General features: G+C 45.0%; 16 protein-coding genes. 5 read left to right on the forward strand and 11 right to left on the reverse strand.

Going from position 1 to position 15,914, the window contains the following annotated elements; genetic code table 11:
* Window positions 1-35: 35 nt before the first annotated feature.
* From hemW to K6Y31_RS15845, 7 genes are read right to left on the reverse strand one after another with little or no spacing between them, the layout of a single operon-like run.
* Window positions 36-1,181 (reverse strand): radical SAM family heme chaperone HemW, encoded by a 1,146-nt coding sequence (gene hemW, locus K6Y31_RS15815; protein WP_233053912.1) that lies wholly within the window; start codon window positions 1,179-1,181, stop codon window positions 36-38.
* Window positions 1,181-1,783, reverse strand: a complete 603-nt coding sequence (locus tag K6Y31_RS15820) for an XTP/dITP diphosphatase (protein WP_233053913.1) — start codon at window positions 1,781-1,783, stop codon at window positions 1,181-1,183. The genes hemW and K6Y31_RS15820 overlap by 1 nt, the downstream gene beginning before the upstream one ends.
* 7 nt (window positions 1,784-1,790) lie before the next feature.
* Window positions 1,791-2,240, reverse strand: a complete 450-nt coding sequence (locus K6Y31_RS15825) for a DUF4426 domain-containing protein (protein ID WP_427901908.1) — start codon at window positions 2,238-2,240, stop codon at window positions 1,791-1,793.
* A gap of 36 nt (window positions 2,241-2,276) precedes the next feature.
* Window positions 2,277-2,573 (reverse strand): DUF167 family protein YggU, encoded by a 297-nt coding sequence (gene yggU, locus K6Y31_RS15830; protein ID WP_233053914.1) that lies wholly within the window; start codon window positions 2,571-2,573, stop codon window positions 2,277-2,279.
* An 8-nt stretch (window positions 2,574-2,581) separates the two neighbouring features.
* Window positions 2,582-3,148, reverse strand: coding sequence for a YggT family protein (locus tag K6Y31_RS15835; protein ID WP_233053915.1), 567 nt, complete (start codon window positions 3,146-3,148; stop codon window positions 2,582-2,584).
* Between the two features lie 8 nt (window positions 3,149-3,156).
* Complete coding sequence (proC, locus tag K6Y31_RS15840) at window positions 3,157-3,978, reverse strand: pyrroline-5-carboxylate reductase (RefSeq protein WP_233053916.1); 822 nt, start codon at window positions 3,976-3,978, stop codon at window positions 3,157-3,159.
* 45 nt (window positions 3,979-4,023) lie between these two features.
* On the reverse strand, window positions 4,024-4,731 hold the full coding sequence (locus tag K6Y31_RS15845; RefSeq protein WP_233053917.1) for a YggS family pyridoxal phosphate-dependent enzyme: 708 nt from the start codon (window positions 4,729-4,731) through the stop codon (window positions 4,024-4,026).
* Window positions 4,732-4,759: 28 nt separating this feature from the next.
* On the opposite strand from K6Y31_RS15845, the gene K6Y31_RS15850 reads away from it, so the two are divergent.
* The 3 genes from K6Y31_RS15850 to yaaA all read left to right on the forward strand — a co-directional run bounded on the left by K6Y31_RS15850 (window position 4,760) and on the right by yaaA (window position 7,818).
* Entirely contained in the window at window positions 4,760-5,794 is a 1,035-nt protein-coding gene (locus K6Y31_RS15850; RefSeq protein WP_233053918.1) for a type IV pilus twitching motility protein PilT, read from the forward strand.
* Between the two features lie 51 nt (window positions 5,795-5,845).
* Window positions 5,846-6,955, forward strand: a complete 1,110-nt coding sequence (locus K6Y31_RS15855; protein ID WP_233053919.1) for a PilT/PilU family type 4a pilus ATPase — start codon at window positions 5,846-5,848, stop codon at window positions 6,953-6,955.
* A gap of 86 nt (window positions 6,956-7,041) precedes the next feature.
* Window positions 7,042-7,818 (forward strand): peroxide stress protein YaaA, encoded by a 777-nt coding sequence (gene yaaA, locus K6Y31_RS15860; protein WP_233053920.1) that lies wholly within the window; start codon window positions 7,042-7,044, stop codon window positions 7,816-7,818.
* Between the two features lie 53 nt (window positions 7,819-7,871).
* Here the strand turns inward: yaaA and K6Y31_RS15865 are convergent, their stop codons facing one another.
* The 4 genes from K6Y31_RS15865 to pepA all read right to left on the reverse strand — a co-directional run bounded on the left by K6Y31_RS15865 (window position 7,872) and on the right by pepA (window position 13,533).
* On the reverse strand, window positions 7,872-8,378 hold the full coding sequence (locus K6Y31_RS15865; RefSeq protein ID WP_233053921.1) for a 2TM domain-containing protein: 507 nt from the start codon (window positions 8,376-8,378) through the stop codon (window positions 7,872-7,874).
* A gap of 219 nt (window positions 8,379-8,597) precedes the next feature.
* A complete protein-coding gene (locus K6Y31_RS15870; protein WP_233053922.1) occupies window positions 8,598-11,444 on the reverse strand; it encodes a valine--tRNA ligase in 2,847 nt (948 codons plus the stop codon).
* 140 nt (window positions 11,445-11,584) lie between these two features.
* Window positions 11,585-12,025: a DNA polymerase III subunit chi gene (locus K6Y31_RS15875; protein ID WP_282560190.1), complete on the reverse strand. Its 441-nt coding sequence runs from the start codon at window positions 12,023-12,025 to the stop codon at window positions 11,585-11,587.
* A complete protein-coding gene (pepA, locus tag K6Y31_RS15880; RefSeq protein WP_233053924.1) occupies window positions 12,025-13,533 on the reverse strand; it encodes a leucyl aminopeptidase in 1,509 nt (502 codons plus the stop codon). Before pepA ends, K6Y31_RS15875 begins: the two co-directional genes overlap by 1 nt.
* 167 nt (window positions 13,534-13,700) lie before the next feature.
* Between pepA and lptF the strand changes: the two genes are divergently transcribed.
* Together lptF and lptG are read left to right on the forward strand one after the other, a co-directional pair.
* Entirely contained in the window at window positions 13,701-14,813 is a 1,113-nt protein-coding gene (lptF, locus tag K6Y31_RS15885) for an LPS export ABC transporter permease LptF (RefSeq protein WP_233053925.1), read from the forward strand.
* Window positions 14,813-15,877 (forward strand): LPS export ABC transporter permease LptG, encoded by a 1,065-nt coding sequence (gene lptG / locus K6Y31_RS15890; protein ID WP_233053926.1) that lies wholly within the window; start codon window positions 14,813-14,815, stop codon window positions 15,875-15,877. Before lptF ends, lptG begins: the two co-directional genes overlap by 1 nt.
* Window positions 15,878-15,914 lie beyond the last annotated feature (37 nt).

The following is a 15,914-nucleotide window of genomic DNA, read 5'->3' on the forward strand; positions in this document are numbered from 1 at the left end:
AGGCCCTTTTTTAATTTAATTGTCTTTAAGTTAGCTTACTCGTCCATAAATAACGCTAATAGCTCATTCAAATAGCGATGGCCGAGTGGGCTTACTTGCCATTGTTTACCTAAATCCAGTAACAAACCTTTGCTTAATGCGGCATCAATTGCCGTTTGCATCATGCCTGATGATTGGCCCGTTAGTTGGCTAAATTCGCTTTTATCAAATGCCTCAAATAAACGCAGGCGGTTCATCATGTACTCAAACGGCAATTCATCGGGCTGTACCTCGTTTAGTTGATCTAAATATGCGCGCTCAGGATCAAGGTAACCATTGGGGTGTTTAACTTTTGTGGTGCGGATGATTTTGTTCTGTTCCGGTAAGGTGACTTTGCCGTGAGCGCCGCAACCTATGCCTAAGTAATCACCAAAGCGCCAATAATTTAAGTTGTGCTGACATTGCTTACCAGGTTTGGCGTAACCTGATATTTCATATTGCTGATAGCCTGCAGCGATTAAACGCTGGTGGCCTTGCTCATAAATATCCCACAAGATATCGTCATCAGGTAGCGTTGGTGGTTTAGACGCAAATTGCGTATTGGGTTCGATTGTCAGTTGATACCAAGATAAATGGGGCGGTGCTAAATTGATTGCGGTGGTTAAATCAAACAGTGCGTCATCAAGGTTTTGATTTGGCAAACCGTGCATCAAATCGAGATTAAAGCTATTGAGAGGGCTAGCACTGGCAAGCTTGGCGGCATTAACGGCTTCGTCTTCGCCGTGAATGCGGCCCAACAAATTGAGTTTTGGCTGTTGAAAGCTTTGTACGCCAATGGATATACGATTTACACCGGCGGCGATAAAGCCAGCAAAACGCTCGGTTTCTACCGTGCCGGGATTCGCTTCCATGGTGATTTCAATATTTTGGCTAAACGGGATTTGTTGTGCAACGTCTTTGAGTAGCCTTGCCATCGCCTCTGCGGTTAATAGGCTCGGCGTACCGCCACCTATAAAGATACTGTGCAGCGCTCGGCCTTGGACATATTGCGCTTCAAGACTTAAGTCTTCGAGCAGGGCATCAATATACTCGGCTTCAGGAATGTCGCCTTTTAAGCCATGGGAGTTAAAGTCGCAATACGGGCATTTTTGTACACACCAAGGTATGTGAATATATAAGCTCAGCGGTGGCAGGGTTAGCATTATTGGCCCAGTTTCTTGTTGATTTTAGTGCTCAGTAACTGCAGCGCTTTGCCGCGATGGCTTAATTGGTTTTTACGCGATTTATCCAGTTGCGCACTGACCACGCCTTCTGTTGGCACAAAAAATACGGGGTCATAACCAAAGCCATTTTCGCCGACGGCTTCGGTGGTGATGTATCCTTCCCATTTACCATGACAAATAACGGGAGTGGGATCATCAGCGTGGTTCATCAATACTAATACACAATGAAAGCGAGCGGTGCGTTGTGACTCAGGTACTCCTTCGAGTTCTTTCAGCAATTTATTGATATTATCTTGGTCGGTAGCACGCTCACCCGCATAGCGGGCTGAATAAATACCCGGTGCGCCCTTTAGAAAGTCGACTTCTAAGCCTGAATCATCAGCAATCGCAGGTAAACCAGTAATATAAGCAGCATGACGCGCTTTAATAATGGCATTCTCAACAAAAGTGGTGCCGGTTTCTGGTACATCAGACACCTTAAAGTGGCTTTGTGGTAATACTTCTAGATCAAAAGCGGCTAATAATTCACTCAACTCTTTTACTTTTCCTAGATTACCTGTGGCTAATACTAATTGTTTCATGCTGGTCTCAATTGTCTTCAACGTAGAATTTTTGAATGAACTTCAATTTGTTACTTTTTCCTTGGCTTTCCACCTTAATGTCAAAGGTGAAGGTTTCTTCATTGCGAAACGGCACTTCGGCTAAATAATAAATGGCATTGCCTTCTTTTACTTCGCGAAACGCTAAAGTGATGCTGTTGCCTAACAGGTTTCTGGCGGTACCAGTTAATTTTGCTTCTACTCCGGGATTGCCAACTTGGTTGGTATCAAGCACGCTGATATTAATTAAGCCGTTATAGGCGCTGCGTTTTATCTTATAAGCTCGGGCGATTTTGGGTGTTAAAAAGGTAGAGTTTAAGGCAATGTAGTGGACGTCAAGGTTGGCAAAAGTTTGTTTTTGTTCTGCTTGAGTCATTGGGCTAATGAGCAGCATTAGGCTTATCATTAAGCCTAATATAGAAAGTTTTAGGGTTGGCATAACTAACTCCGAATTGGCTGGGCTGAAATGGTCGCTTTAAGTATGAGCTATTAGTGGTAAAAGTGCTGATGGGATCACTTTGGGTGCACAGATCCGCACTTGTTTATGTCTGCCTAGCTCACCTTTCTCTATCAAGATCTGACCCTTAGCAACCTTGCATAATTTACTGAAAAATTTAATTAGGTGGCTATTGGCTTTGCCATCCACTGGCGGTGCGGTAATGCTCACTTTAAGCTCGTCGCCGTGTAGCCCCATGATTTTATCTTGGCTAGCCTTAGGTTGAATATAAAGGCGAAGCACTAAGTCTTCGCCTTGTCGGGTTATGGCATTCATCAACTAATTCAGAGCATTAGCCAAAGTGGGCCGATTAAGCTCAACATACCGTAATTAATAAACTGCAGTAGGATAAAAATCACTAATATGGATAAATCCAGTCCGCCCATTGAAGGGAGCATGCGTCTAATCGGTGCCATTAGAGGTTCAGTTAACTGATACATCACATACTCTACGGGGCTACGACCTTGGCTAACCCAGCTTAAAATGGCGCGAATAATCAGTACCCAAAAAAGTAAGTAACCAATTTTCTTGAGGGCGACTAATGCCGTTATTAGCAGTAAACCACCGACACTGTTCGTTTCATAAGGTAAAAAGTTAAGGTATTGCAGCAACAATAACTTAGCTAATACGATAATCAGCAGTAACACCACACTGGCAAAGTCAAAGCCACCAAAGCCGGGGATCACGCGGCGCAGTGGTTTGAGCAATGGATTTGTTGCCTTTACCACAAATTGACAGAATGGATTATAAAAATCGGCCCGTACAACTTGTAGCCACAAGCGTAAAATAACCACTGAGATATATAAATCAAACAGGGTGTTAATTAAAAAATCAAACGGGTTAGTGCCCATTTTGCCTCCTAGAAGAGTTGTTCCATTTGCGCGCCGCGCTCGGCAGCTGCGGTCATGGCTTGCTTAACGGTGTCAGCTAAACCTTGTTCGTTAAAAGTGCGAACAGCTTCGGCAGTGGTGCCACCTTTAGAAGTAACATTGGTGCGCAGGGTGGCTAAATCAAGGTCAGGGTTTTGTACCACCATTTGCGCGCTGCCTAATGCTGACTGTTGCACCAATAGACGTGCTTGCTCTGGGGTAAAGCCCATTTCAATCGCAGTTTGCTCCATTGCTTCCATGAATAAGAAGAAATAGGCCGGCGCACTGCCAGAGGCGGCGATAATGCCGTTAATTTGTGCCTCGTCTTCAACCCAAACGGTTTTACCTACCGCAGCCATTAGATCGCCTGCAAAGGTTTTATCGCTGTCACTGACTTGAGTAGATGCAAATAAGCCGGTCATGCCAAGCTGTAACAGGGCTGGCGTGTTGGGCATGGTGCGCACTACTGGTACGTTACCTAAAATGCCTTGTAAACGTGACACCGAGATCCCTGCTGCAATTGAAACAAATAGCTTACCGGCTAAGTCGACACCTTGGTCGACGATGTCTTGACATACTGCCGCCATAATTTGTGGCTTCACCGCTAGCACTATCACATCCGCCCACGTTACCGCTTCAGCGTTGTTCGTTTGGGTGCCAATAGCAAACTGTTGCTGCATTTTACTGCGGTTTTCATCACTAGGGTCACTGGCTAATAAACACGTTTTATCATAACCGTCTTGAAGTAGGCCGCCGATCAAGCTGCTTGCCATGTTGCCGGCACCGATAAAGGTAATCTTTTTTTGTTCCATGTGAGTCTCTTTATAAATCCGTTGTGAATGTTATTCGTTGTTATATTAAGCGGAATAATCGCGCGCGCCAAAAATGGCGGTTCCTACTCTAACCATACTACTGCCATTAGCGATGGCGGGTATCATATCACCACTCATCCCCATTGAGAGAGTGTCTATATCGGGGTAGGTCTGTTGTAGTTGCAAATATAACCGATGTAGTTGTTGAAAGCTGTCATTTAAGATGTTTTCGTCATCGGTTGCTTGTGGTATGGCCATGATGCCACGCAGTTTTAAGCGTGGTAATGCACTTACTTGTGATGCGAGTTCAATAACTTGAGATAAAGTGGTTCCCGACTTACTGGCTTCTCCGCTAATATTGACCTGTAAGCAGATATTCAGTGGCGCGAGGTGTTCAGGGCGTTGATCGTTTAAGCGCTGTGCTATTTTTAAACGGTCGATACTTTGTACCCAATTAAAATGCTCGGCCACGGGTTTCGTTTTATTTGATTGCAGTGGTCCGATAAAATGCCACTCAATTGGCTCAACAATATCTGCATCTTGGCTGAGAGCTTGAATTTTTTCTATGCCTTCTTGCACATAGTTCTCACCAAATAGGCGTTGGCCTGCGGCGTAGGCCGCTTTGATTTGCGCTACTGGCTTGGTTTTACTGACCGCCAGTAGTTTTATTTCATGTTTGTCTCGATGAGCTGCGGATGCCGCTTGCTCAATCTGAGATAAAACCGTAGTGAGTTGCTTAGATAGTGTGCTCATAATAGTTTACTACAGGAATCTTTAGGTTATGGATATTACAGAGTTATTGGCGTTTAGTGTAAAGCATAAAGCGTCGGATCTACACCTTTCTGCAGGTGTTCCACCCATGATCCGTGTGGACGGTGAAGTGCGTAAGATTAACTTACCGGCTCTCGACCATAAACAAGTACACAGCTTGATTTATGACATCATGAACGATAAGCAACGTAAAGATTTTGAAGAAAAGTTAGAAACGGATTTCTCGTTTGAAGTGCCTGAATTGGCGCGTTTTCGTGTTAACGCATTTAACCAAAACCGCGGTGCCGGTGCGGTGTTTCGTACTATCCCAAGTGAAGTGTTAACCTTAGATGATTTAAACGCCCCAGATATTTTTAAGAAAATTTCAAAGACCCCCCGTGGTTTAGTGTTAGTTACCGGGCCAACAGGCTCGGGTAAATCAACCACCCTAGCGGCGATGATTGACTATATCAACGACAATGATTACAAGCATATTTTAACCATTGAAGACCCGATCGAATTCGTTCATCAAAACAAAAAATGTTTGATTAACCAGCGTGAAGTGCACAAAGACACCCATGGCTTTGACGCTGCGCTGCGTAGTGCGCTTCGTGAAGACCCTGATGTTATTCTGGTGGGTGAGATGCGTGACTTAGAAACCATTCGCTTAGCGTTAACGGCAGCAGAAACGGGTCACTTAGTATTTGGTACTTTGCACACCACCTCAGCTGCGAAAACCATTGACCGTATTGTGGATGTATTCCCTGGCGCAGAAAAAGACATGGTGCGCTCGATGTTGTCGGAATCACTACGTGCAGTAATTTCGCAAACTCTATTGAAGAAAAATGGCGGTGGTCGTGTTGCTGCTCATGAAATCATGATCGGTATTCCCGCTATTCGTAACTTGATCCGCGAAGATAAGATTGCCCAAATGTACTCTGTGATCCAAACGGGGATGACTCACGGCATGCAAACACTGGATCAGTGTTTACGTCAGTTAGTTAATACGGGACAAGTTTCTCAAGCCGATGCCGCCACTAAAGCATCCGATGCTAATACTTTCTAAGGTTGGGGTGATGTTAAAGCGACGATTACAATTACTGTCTAGGAGTTACGGATGACACTGGAGCAATTATTAACCGGTATGCATAAGCTGAAAGGCTCGGATGTCTATATTTCTGTGGGCATGCCGCCAGCCATTAAAGTGAACGGTCAGCTGCAATCAGCAGGTAAAGAGTCTTTTTCAGAGGAGGCTGTTTATGAGTTAGCTAGTCAAGCTATGAATGAACAGCAGCTTGCTGAATTTAAAGAGAAAAAAGAGTCAAACTTCGCTTTTAACGTTGATAAAGTTGGCCGCTTTCGTATTAGTGCTTTTTTTCAAAAAGACATGCCGGGGATGGTTATTCGTCGCATTGAAATGCGCATACCTACCTTTGAAGAGCTGCACTTACCGCAAGTGCTTAAAGAAGTATGTATGGCAAAGCGCGGCCTGATTTTATTTGTAGGGGCGACGGGCTCGGGTAAGTCGACCTCACAAGCCGCGATGATCGGCTATCGCAACATGCATGCTAGTGGGCATATTATCACTGTTGAAGACCCGATTGAATTTGTGCATCAGCATGGCAAATCTATCATCACTCAGCGTGAAGTGGGGTTAGATACCGAGTCATTTGAAATGGCACTGAAAAACTCATTGCGTCAAGCGCCAGATGTTATCTTACTGGGTGAGATCCGTACTCGTGAGACCATGGAGTTTGCCATTGCGTTTGCTGAAACCGGTCACTTATGTATGGCAACCTTGCACGCTAATAATGCTAACCAAGCACTAGATCGTATTTTGCACTTAGTGCCAGAAGACATGCAGCGTCAGTTCTTATTTGATTTGTCGGTCAACTTGCGTTGCGTGGTGGCACAGCAGTTAATTAAAACGCAAGATGGTGGCACCCGTCGCGGTGCGTTTGAGATTCTGCTTAATACGCCACTGGTGTCAGATATTATCCGCAAGGGTGAGCTACATGAACTGAAAGAGATCATGAGCAAATCGACCGAGCTGGGCATGAATACCTTTGACCAAGCCTTGTTTGAATTGTACCAGCAAGGTTTAATTGGCTACGCTGAGGCTCTTGCTCATGCTGATTCACCGAACGATCTGCGTCTAATGATCAAGCTAAAAGGCAATGATAATCTGGGCACAGGTATGATGGATGATGTCACAGTAGACATGTAATGTCAGCGCGGTAAGATATCACTATTCTAAGCCCAGTGCGCTTATGCGGCTGGGCTTTATTGCTTATAAAAAAGAGTATTGTTGTTATGTTAGTGCTAATTTCTCCTGCAAAAACTTTAGATTATGAATCTCCTTTAGCGACAGACACTTTTAGTCAGCCTGAATTTGTTGCGCACAGTTATGAGTTGATCAAACGTTGCCGTGAGCTGACGCCATTGCAAATTTCGCAGTTGATGAAAATTAGCGACAAATTAGCTGGTTTAAATGCGGCGCGATTTGCTGAGTGGCAACCTGAGTTTAATTTAGAAAATTCGCGCCAAGCCTTGCTGGCGTTCAAAGGGGATGTTTATACTGGATTAGATGCGGCGAGTTTTAGCGAGCAAGATTTTGCCTTCGCTCAGCAGCACTTGCGGATGTTGTCAGGCCTTTATGGCTTACTTAAACCGTTAGATTTAATGCAACCTTATCGCTTGGAAATGGGCACGAAGTTGGACACCGCTCGAGGTAAAAATTTGTATGAATTTTGGGGCGATATAATTACCGACAAAGTTAACCAAGCCCTTACTGAGCAAGGTGATGAACTGGTGGTTAATTTAGCATCTAACGAATATTTTAAAGCGGTAAAACGTAAAGACCTAAAAGGTAAGTTAGTCACCCCTGTTTTTAAAGATAATAAAAACGGTCAGTACAAGGTTATCAGTTTTTACGCGAAAAAGGCGCGCGGCTTAATGGCGCGCTACATTATTCAAAATCAGTTGACGAGTGTGGCACAGCTTAAGCAGTTTGATTTAGATGGGTATTTCTTCTCAGAAATAGACTCTAAGCCTTATGAGTTAGTATTTAAGCGCGATCAGCAAGATTAATTTTGCTGAAAGGGCACCGTAAAATGGGGGGCTCCCCATTTTACACAGCTGGGTTATTTTTTAAGACGTTTCTGAATCTGTTTTTCTTCCCAATCTTTGCCAAATTTTGGCCAAATATTAAATACCCCGAGGGCGTGATTGATAATGGCGATGCCCCAACCCATCATCGGCCAAAGCACCCATAAGTAATCGGGACTAAAAAACAAGTTAATCGCCGTGAGTAACAGCATGACTAAGGCATAAGTAGAGAGGTGGGCATAAAACCCTTTCAATTCTTGCACTTCGGCTTTGGCTTGGGCTAGTTTTATCGCTTCTGGATCTTGTGGTTCACTGGCGTGACTTGTGTTCATGTTGGCTTCCTCAGTGTTAGGCATATTCTGTAATTTTTGAATGTCTACTTCCAAGGTTGCCGCAATGGCTTTTAGTGTCTCAAGTGCACCTTGTCCGCCTTTTTCTAAGCGTTGAATAGTGCGTACACTGACGCCACTAAATTCAGATAGTTGCTCTTGCGACCAAGCCTTTTGTAAGCGATATGTTTTAATCATATTGGGTTTCGACATCCTGCATTCCTTTCATGCCACCAAGGTTAGCAAAGCATACCTTTTTCACCACGACATGCAAGTGACACCAAGGTGACATATATTAAATATCAAACACTTAGTTTCTATTTAGTTGATTGGGTTTTGTTATGGCGGGTTGAGTGTCGGGGATGACAGGCAGCTTTATAAACAAAAAAGGCCACCCGAAGGTGACCTTGAAAAATGCGATTACTTGAGCAATTACAACGCAGCGATGGTTGCTTGTTGCTCGGTAATTTTATCGAGTGTACCTTGCAGCTCTTCCTGCTTGGCTCGCTCTTTGGCGATAACCTCTTCCGGCGCTTTACCAACAAATTTCTCATTGCCTAGTTTCGCGGTGACCTTATCAAGATCTTTCGCCACTTTCTCGGCTTGTTTCGCTAAACGTGCCAGCTCTGCTTCTTTATCGATTAGGCCCGCCATTGGAATTAATAACTCCATGTTCCCGACTAAGTTAGTCACTGAGGCTGGTGCCACTTCGCCTTCTTGCAGTACTGTTACTGTCTCTAACTTCGCTAGCGAGTTTAAGAAGCTACGGTTGTCGTTGAAACGGCGTTGATCTTCAGCTGATGCGTTTTTCAGTAATGCATTCAATGGCAGATTTGGGCTAATGTCCATTTCACCACGAATATTACGTACCGCGAGGATCACCTGCTTAACCCACTCTAAATCGGCAATTGCTGGTGCATCGAGTTTACTGTCATCAAATTCCGGGAAGGCTTCCAGCATGATGGTGTCGCCCGTTTTGCCAGCTAGTGGCTTCACACGCAACCAAATCTCTTCGGTGATGTACGGCAGCATAGGATGAGCTAAACGTAGCAAGGTTTCTAGCACGTCAACCAAGGTTTGACGGGTACCACGTTGTTGCGCTGGTGTGCCTTTAAATAATACTGGTTTGGTCAACTCTAAGTACCAAGAGCAGAACTCGTTCCAAGTAAAGTCGTATAAGGTATTTGCTGCTAAATCAAAACGGTATGCGTCTAAGTGTTCGCTATAGGTTTTGATGGTTTGTTGTAGCTGGCCTTGGATCCAGCGATCGGCGAGGCTAAATTCGCCAGCGCCGGCTAAATCTTGGTCTTCGGTGTGCATAAACACATAGTTGCTGGCATTCCAAAGCTTGTTACAGAAGTTGCGGTAACCTTCTAAACGCTTCATATCCCAGTTGATGTTGCGGCCGGTTGAAGCCAATGCGGCAAGAGTGAAACGCAGGGCATCGGTGCCGTGGGTTTCAAGTCCTTCCGGGAAAGCTTTACGAGTGTTTTTCTCAATTTTGGCGGCCAGTTGTGGCTGCATCATGTTGCCACAACGCTTTGCAACTAGGGATTCTAGGTCAATGCCGTCAATCATATCTAATGGATCTAATACGTTACCTTTAGATTTCGACATCTTGTCGCCGTTTTCATCGCGGATTAGGCCTGTAACATAAACGGTTTTGAACGGTACTTGCGGCTTGCCGTTTTCATCTTTGATGAAGTGCATGGTCATCATGATCATGCGTGCAACCCAAAATGGAATAATATCAAAACCGGTAACCAATACATCTGTTGGATGGAAGGTTTTTAGTGCTTCAGTTTCATCCGGCCAACCTAAGGTTGAGAAGGTCCAAAGGGCGGATGAGAACCAGGTATCAAGTACGTCATCATCTTGGCGTAGCGCAACATCCGCTGGGATATTATTTTCGCTGCGAACTTGTGCTTCGTCATGACCCACGTAAACGCCGCCGTTATCGTCATACCAAGCTGGAATGCGATGACCCCACCAAAGCTGGCGTGAAATACACCAGTCTTGAATTTCACGCATCCACGAGAAATACATGTTCTCGTATTGTTTAGGCACAAATTGAATGTCGCCATTTTCAACCGCTTCAATAGCGGGTTTAGCTAACACGTCTGCACGTACGTACCATTGGTCGGTCAGCATCGGTTCGATCACCACGCCGCCGCGATCGCCATATGGCACGCTAAGTTCGTGGTCTTTGACTTCGTCGAGTAAACCTAACTCGTCTAATGCTGCAACAATCGCTTTACGCGCAGCAAAACGCTCTAGGCCTTGGAACTGCGTTGGCAGTTCGGTGCTGTAAGCATCTGAGACTTCACCTTTGGTGTTATAAATTTCAGAGGCTGAAAGAATATGAGCGTCAAAGGTTAAAACGTTAATCATCGGCAGTTGATGACGTTTACCGACTTCATAGTCGTTAAAGTCATGGGCTGGGGTGATTTTCACACAGCCCGTGCCTTTTTCCATATCCGCATGCTCATCAGCAACGATAGGAATGCGGCGGCCTACTAGAGGTAATTCAATAAATTTACCAATCAGGCTCTGGTAGCGTGGATCTTCTGGGTTGACCGCTACGCCAGTGTCACCCAGTATAGTTTCAGGGCGAGTTGTAGCAACCACAATATAATTTTTGCCATCGGCGGTAGTGACACCATCGGCTAGTGGGTAGCGAAAATGCCACATAAAGCCTTTTTTCTCTTGGTTTTCAACTTCCAAGTCAGAAATGGCGGTGTGCAGTTTTGGATCCCAGTTGACTAAGCGCTTACCGCGATAGATTAAATCTTGTTGAAACAGCTTAACGAAGACTTCTTGGACTGCTTTTGACATGCCCGGATCCATGGTGAAACGCTCACGATCCCAGTCTACTGATGCGCCAAGGCGACGCAGCTGTTTGGTGATGGTGCCACCTGATTCGGCTTTCCATTCCCATATTTTTTCGATAAAGGCTTCACGGCCGTAATCGTTTTTAGTTTTGCCTTCTTCAGCGGCAATTTTACGCTCTACTACCATTTGTGTGGCGATGCCTGCGTGGTCGGTACCCACTTGCCATAAGGTGTTTTTACCTTTCATACGCTGGTAGCGTACTAAGGTATCCATAATGGTGTCTTGGAAGGCATGACCCATGTGCAGGCTACCGGTGACGTTTGGCGGCGGGATCATGATGCAGTAGCTGTCTTGGGTGGTATCACCGTGGGGTTTGAAATAGCCTTTCTGTTCCCAGTTTTGGTAATGCTTTTGCTCAATTGATTGAGGGTTATAGGTCTTTTCCATATTCAGTGTCAGCTTCTGTCAAATTAATGCCATGCGGGTAAACAGCCTGCATGTCGGGTTAGATCTCAGCCAGAGAATGCTCTCTGTCGCGGTATTCGTCACTGGTCAACAAGGCGCTAAGTATTAAATACGGTTAGCGCTTATTCCAGTTGAGTGGTTGCAAGCGTTATGCCCCATTGTTTGTATGTGGCATAACGTTGTCGAGCTTGCTGCTTTAGTATTTCGTCTATAGGGACGAAATCTACCACTTGTGCAAACTCGGTTGCAAATGCTGGCGCTATTTTACGCAAGTTAATCAGCACTTGTCGTCTTTGTTTTGATTTTTGCCAGCCGATTTCTACTGGCGTGCCGTAATAAGGGGGCTCGCCAGTTAAATTATGTGGCACAAAACTGTCGCCACTAAATTGCCATAAGTACTCATCGATAATAAAAGCATCGCTTTGATCATCGGTAGCAATAAATACTTTTTGTCCTTGGCTGTAATGATATGCCGCCAATTGGCAGGCATAAGCAAAATGAGCCGGAAGGTTAACTTCCGGCTCATTGTCTTGACTCATTAGATAAAACAGCCCATGAGTCATTATTCTTCGACGCTGACGCCGCTTTTGTTAATTAAAAACTGCGTCAGCATAGGCACAGGTCGTCCCGTTGAGCCTTTATCTTTGCCGCCGCTGCGCCAAGCGGTGCCAGCGATGTCTAGATGGGCCCAATTATATTTCTTGGTAAAGCGTGCTAAAAAGCAAGCTGCAGTGATGGTCCCTGCTGATTTACCGCCAATATTCGCCATATCAGCAAACGGGCTTTCTAGCTGCTCTTGATATTCATCGCTCATCGGTAAGCGCCAAGCGCGATCGCCAGCTTGTTCAGAAGCATTAATTAATTCATGGGCTAGCGGGTTATGAGTGCTCATTAGGCCGGTGATGTGATGGCCTAATGCGACAATACAAGCGCCGGTTAAGGTGGCAACGTCAATCACCAGTTCTGGCTCAAAGCGTTCAACATAAGTGAGGGCGTCACATAATACTAGGCGGCCTTCCGCGTCAGTGTTGAGTACTTCTACCGTTTGCCCGGACATGGTCGTTAAGATGTCACCGGGACGATAAGCGTTAGCGTCTGGCATGTTTTCTGCCGCTGCGATGACGCCAATGACATGTAACGGTAAATCCAGCTCAGCTAAAGCGAGCATGGTACCAAAGACACTGGCAGCGCCGCCCATGTCGTATTTCATTTCATCCATGCCGGCGCCGGGCTTTAATGAAATGCCGCCAGCATCAAAGGTTAAGCCTTTGCCTACTAGCACAATAGGTTTACCGGATGTTTCACCTTGTTTATATTCAATAACCGACATTTTCGATTCATTGTGCGAGCCTCGACCCACTGCAAGGTACGAATTCATGCCTAGCTCAGCCATTTCTTGCTCACCAATGACCTTAGTGGTAATGGTCTGGTATTTTTCGGCTAATTGCAGCGATTGCGTAGCAAGGTAATCAGGGTTACAAATGTTTGGTGGTAAGTTACCAAGGTCTTTACACTTTTTAACACCTCGCGCGACGGCTAAGCCATGAGCAATGGCATTTTCACCTAATCCTAGCTCTTTACGTGTCGGTACGTTAAACACTAGCTTACGCAGTGGACGTCGGGTTTCACCCGGGTTACTTTTTAATTGGTTAAAAGTATAAAGACTATCATCCGCGGCCTCGACAGCTTGGCGCACTTTCCAATAGGTATCGCGACCTTTGACATGTAACTCAGTCAAAAAGCAGACCGCTTCCATTGATCCCGTTTCATTTAAGGTGCCAATGGTTTTACGAATAATTTGTTTGTATTGGCGCTCATCGAGCTCACGCTCTTTACCACAGCCAACGAGGAGTACGCGCTCACTGAGCATGTTTGGCACATGGTGCAATAGCAGCATTTGTCCGGCTTTGCCTTCCAGATCACCACGGCGCAATAGGGCACTTAAATAGCCATCGCTGATTTTGTCGAGTTGCTCGGCAACAGGAGTCAGGCGGCGAGGTTCAAATACACCGACCACAATACAGGCGCTGCGTTGTTTCTCCGGGCTGCCACTTTTTACGCTAAACTCCATGGACTCTCCTTCATTATGAGGTCAAAAGCTGCTATTTTTCGCATATCAAAACGGCGCTGAAGGCCAATATTCGCTTTTGTGTTTGATTTAGTAAGTGCTAAAAACAATAAGTTTACCTAAAATACAGGCCTACGCCAGTAAAAACACAAGTTTAGCTAGGAACGCTCGTGATTCTTTTCCGTTATTTATTAAAAGAAACAGCCAAGACACAAATTGCTGTGTTGTTCATTTTACTATTGATTTTTATTAGCCAAAAATTTGTTCGGGTATTGGCTGATGCGGTCAATGGTAATATTCCAGCTGATTTGGTGTTAACCATTTTATGGCTGAATTTGCCGTCACTTGGCACTTTAATGATCCCCATTAGTTTATTTATTGCAGTGTTGTTTGCCCATGGGCGACTGCATGCTGAAAGTGAAATGGTGGTGATGACTGCGTGTGGTTATAGTCCCAAAAATGTGCTTAATGCGACCATGGTGCTGGCGCTTATCACAGCCGCTTTTGCCGCCTACATTACATTTTATATTTCACCTGCTGCGAACTTAAAAGAGCGGCAAGTTATTGAGGAAGCACAGGCCGATGCCGGATTGGCTACTTTGATTGAAGGTCGCTTTCACTCCGCGCCGGACGGCTCGGGTGTGGTTTATGTCGAGAATTACTCTGAAGGTTACAATTTAAGTAAAATTTTTGCCGCGCATTGGCCCAAGGAGGGTGAGCAGCGACCTTCGGTGTTGACAGCTCAAACGGGTAAGGTGGTTGAAAAGAAAGGCGCTGAAATTCTGACTTTGTATGACGGTCAACGTTATGAAGGAATACAAGGCCAGAAAGATTATCAAATAACTGAATTTGATAGTTTCTCCATGGTGCTAGAAAGCCGTGAGGTGAAGGAGAGTCGACGTAAAGTTGATACTATCCCGACAGTTGAGCTACTCGGATCAAATGACTTAGCGGAGCAGGTGGAGTTGCAATGGCGTATTGCGTTGCCTATTTCTATTTTGATCCTGACGTTTATTGTGGTACCGATGGCTGTCGTTAATCCCCGTCAGGGTCGTTACGCTAAGTTATTTCCTGCCCTATTGATTTATTTGTCCTATTTCTTACTACTCAGTGCGAGTCGCAGTGGCATTGAAGATAAGACTTTGCCTTTGCTTAGTATGTGGTTAGTGCAAGGGGCTTTCTTGTTGGTGGGGATCTATCTCAATATCAAAGATCATCCAACGATTGCGCAGTTATTCAATAAAAAAGCCACGGCGGCGAGTTCAGCAAAAGGTGAAAGATAATGGGGATTCTTGATCGATACATTGGCCGTACCATTATTGCCGCAACCTTGTTGTGCTTATTAACGCTGGTTGGATTGAGCGCCATTATTAAGTTTGTTGAACAGCTAGGCAAAGTGGGAGAGGGTGATTACGATGTGATGCTCGCTGGACTATATGTATTACTTAAAATGCCAAAAGAAATAGAACTATTTTTTCCGATGGCGGCATTACTTGGCTCTTTAGTTGGATTGGGCTCCCTTGCTAGTAGCAGTGAATTGGTGGTGATGCAGGCTGCCGGTATATCAAAAATGCGCATTGCGCTGTCGGTGTTAAAAACCGCAGTACCGATTATGGTCTTAGTGATGGTGATTGGCGAGTTTGTTTCGCCTGTGTCTGAAACGGCGGCGAAAGAGCTACGCCGAGGGGCAACTTATGGCGGCAATGTGATCAGCTCACAATACGGCGTGTGGGCAAAGGATGGCGATAACTTTGTCAGTATCGGTGAGGTAAGAAATAAAACGCAAGTGTTTGACGTTAAAGTATTTGTGTTTAATGATGAATTGAAACTCAGCCAGTCTATCCATGCCGAAAGAGCTGAGTTTACCGACAAAGGCTGGCATGCTTTTAATATTCAGAAAACCTTTTTTAATGATGAGTCTGTGACGTCAACATCAATCGATCAAGAAGTTTGGCAGTCGAGTCTGACCCCAGATAAGTTAAGTGTGGTCACCATCAAGCCAGAAGATATGTCGATGCGAAACTTATGGGCTTATATTGATTATTTAAAAACCAATAAACAAGATGCGAGTCGTTATGAATTAGCGCTTTGGCGTGCGGTAATGGTGCCATTTACGGTATTGGTAACCATGTTATTAGCGATTTCGTTTATTTTTGGCCCGCTGCGTACGGTAACAATGGGAGCCAGATTAATGATGGGGATCGTGGTTGGTTTTACTTTCTATGTTTCAAACGAAATGTTTGGCCCCGTCAGCTTGGTTTTTAACATTCCACCGTTTATTGGTGCCCTTGCGCCAAGCTTAGGTTTTATTCTACTTTCTGCCTTCTTACTTAAACGGCAAAGCTAAACGATGAGTTGTTTCAAACGCAAAAGGTCACCCTCGG

Source organism: Motilimonas cestriensis (genome assembly GCF_021295315.1).
Lineage (GTDB): Bacteria > Pseudomonadota > Gammaproteobacteria > Enterobacterales > CBDFNC01 > Motilimonas > Motilimonas cestriensis.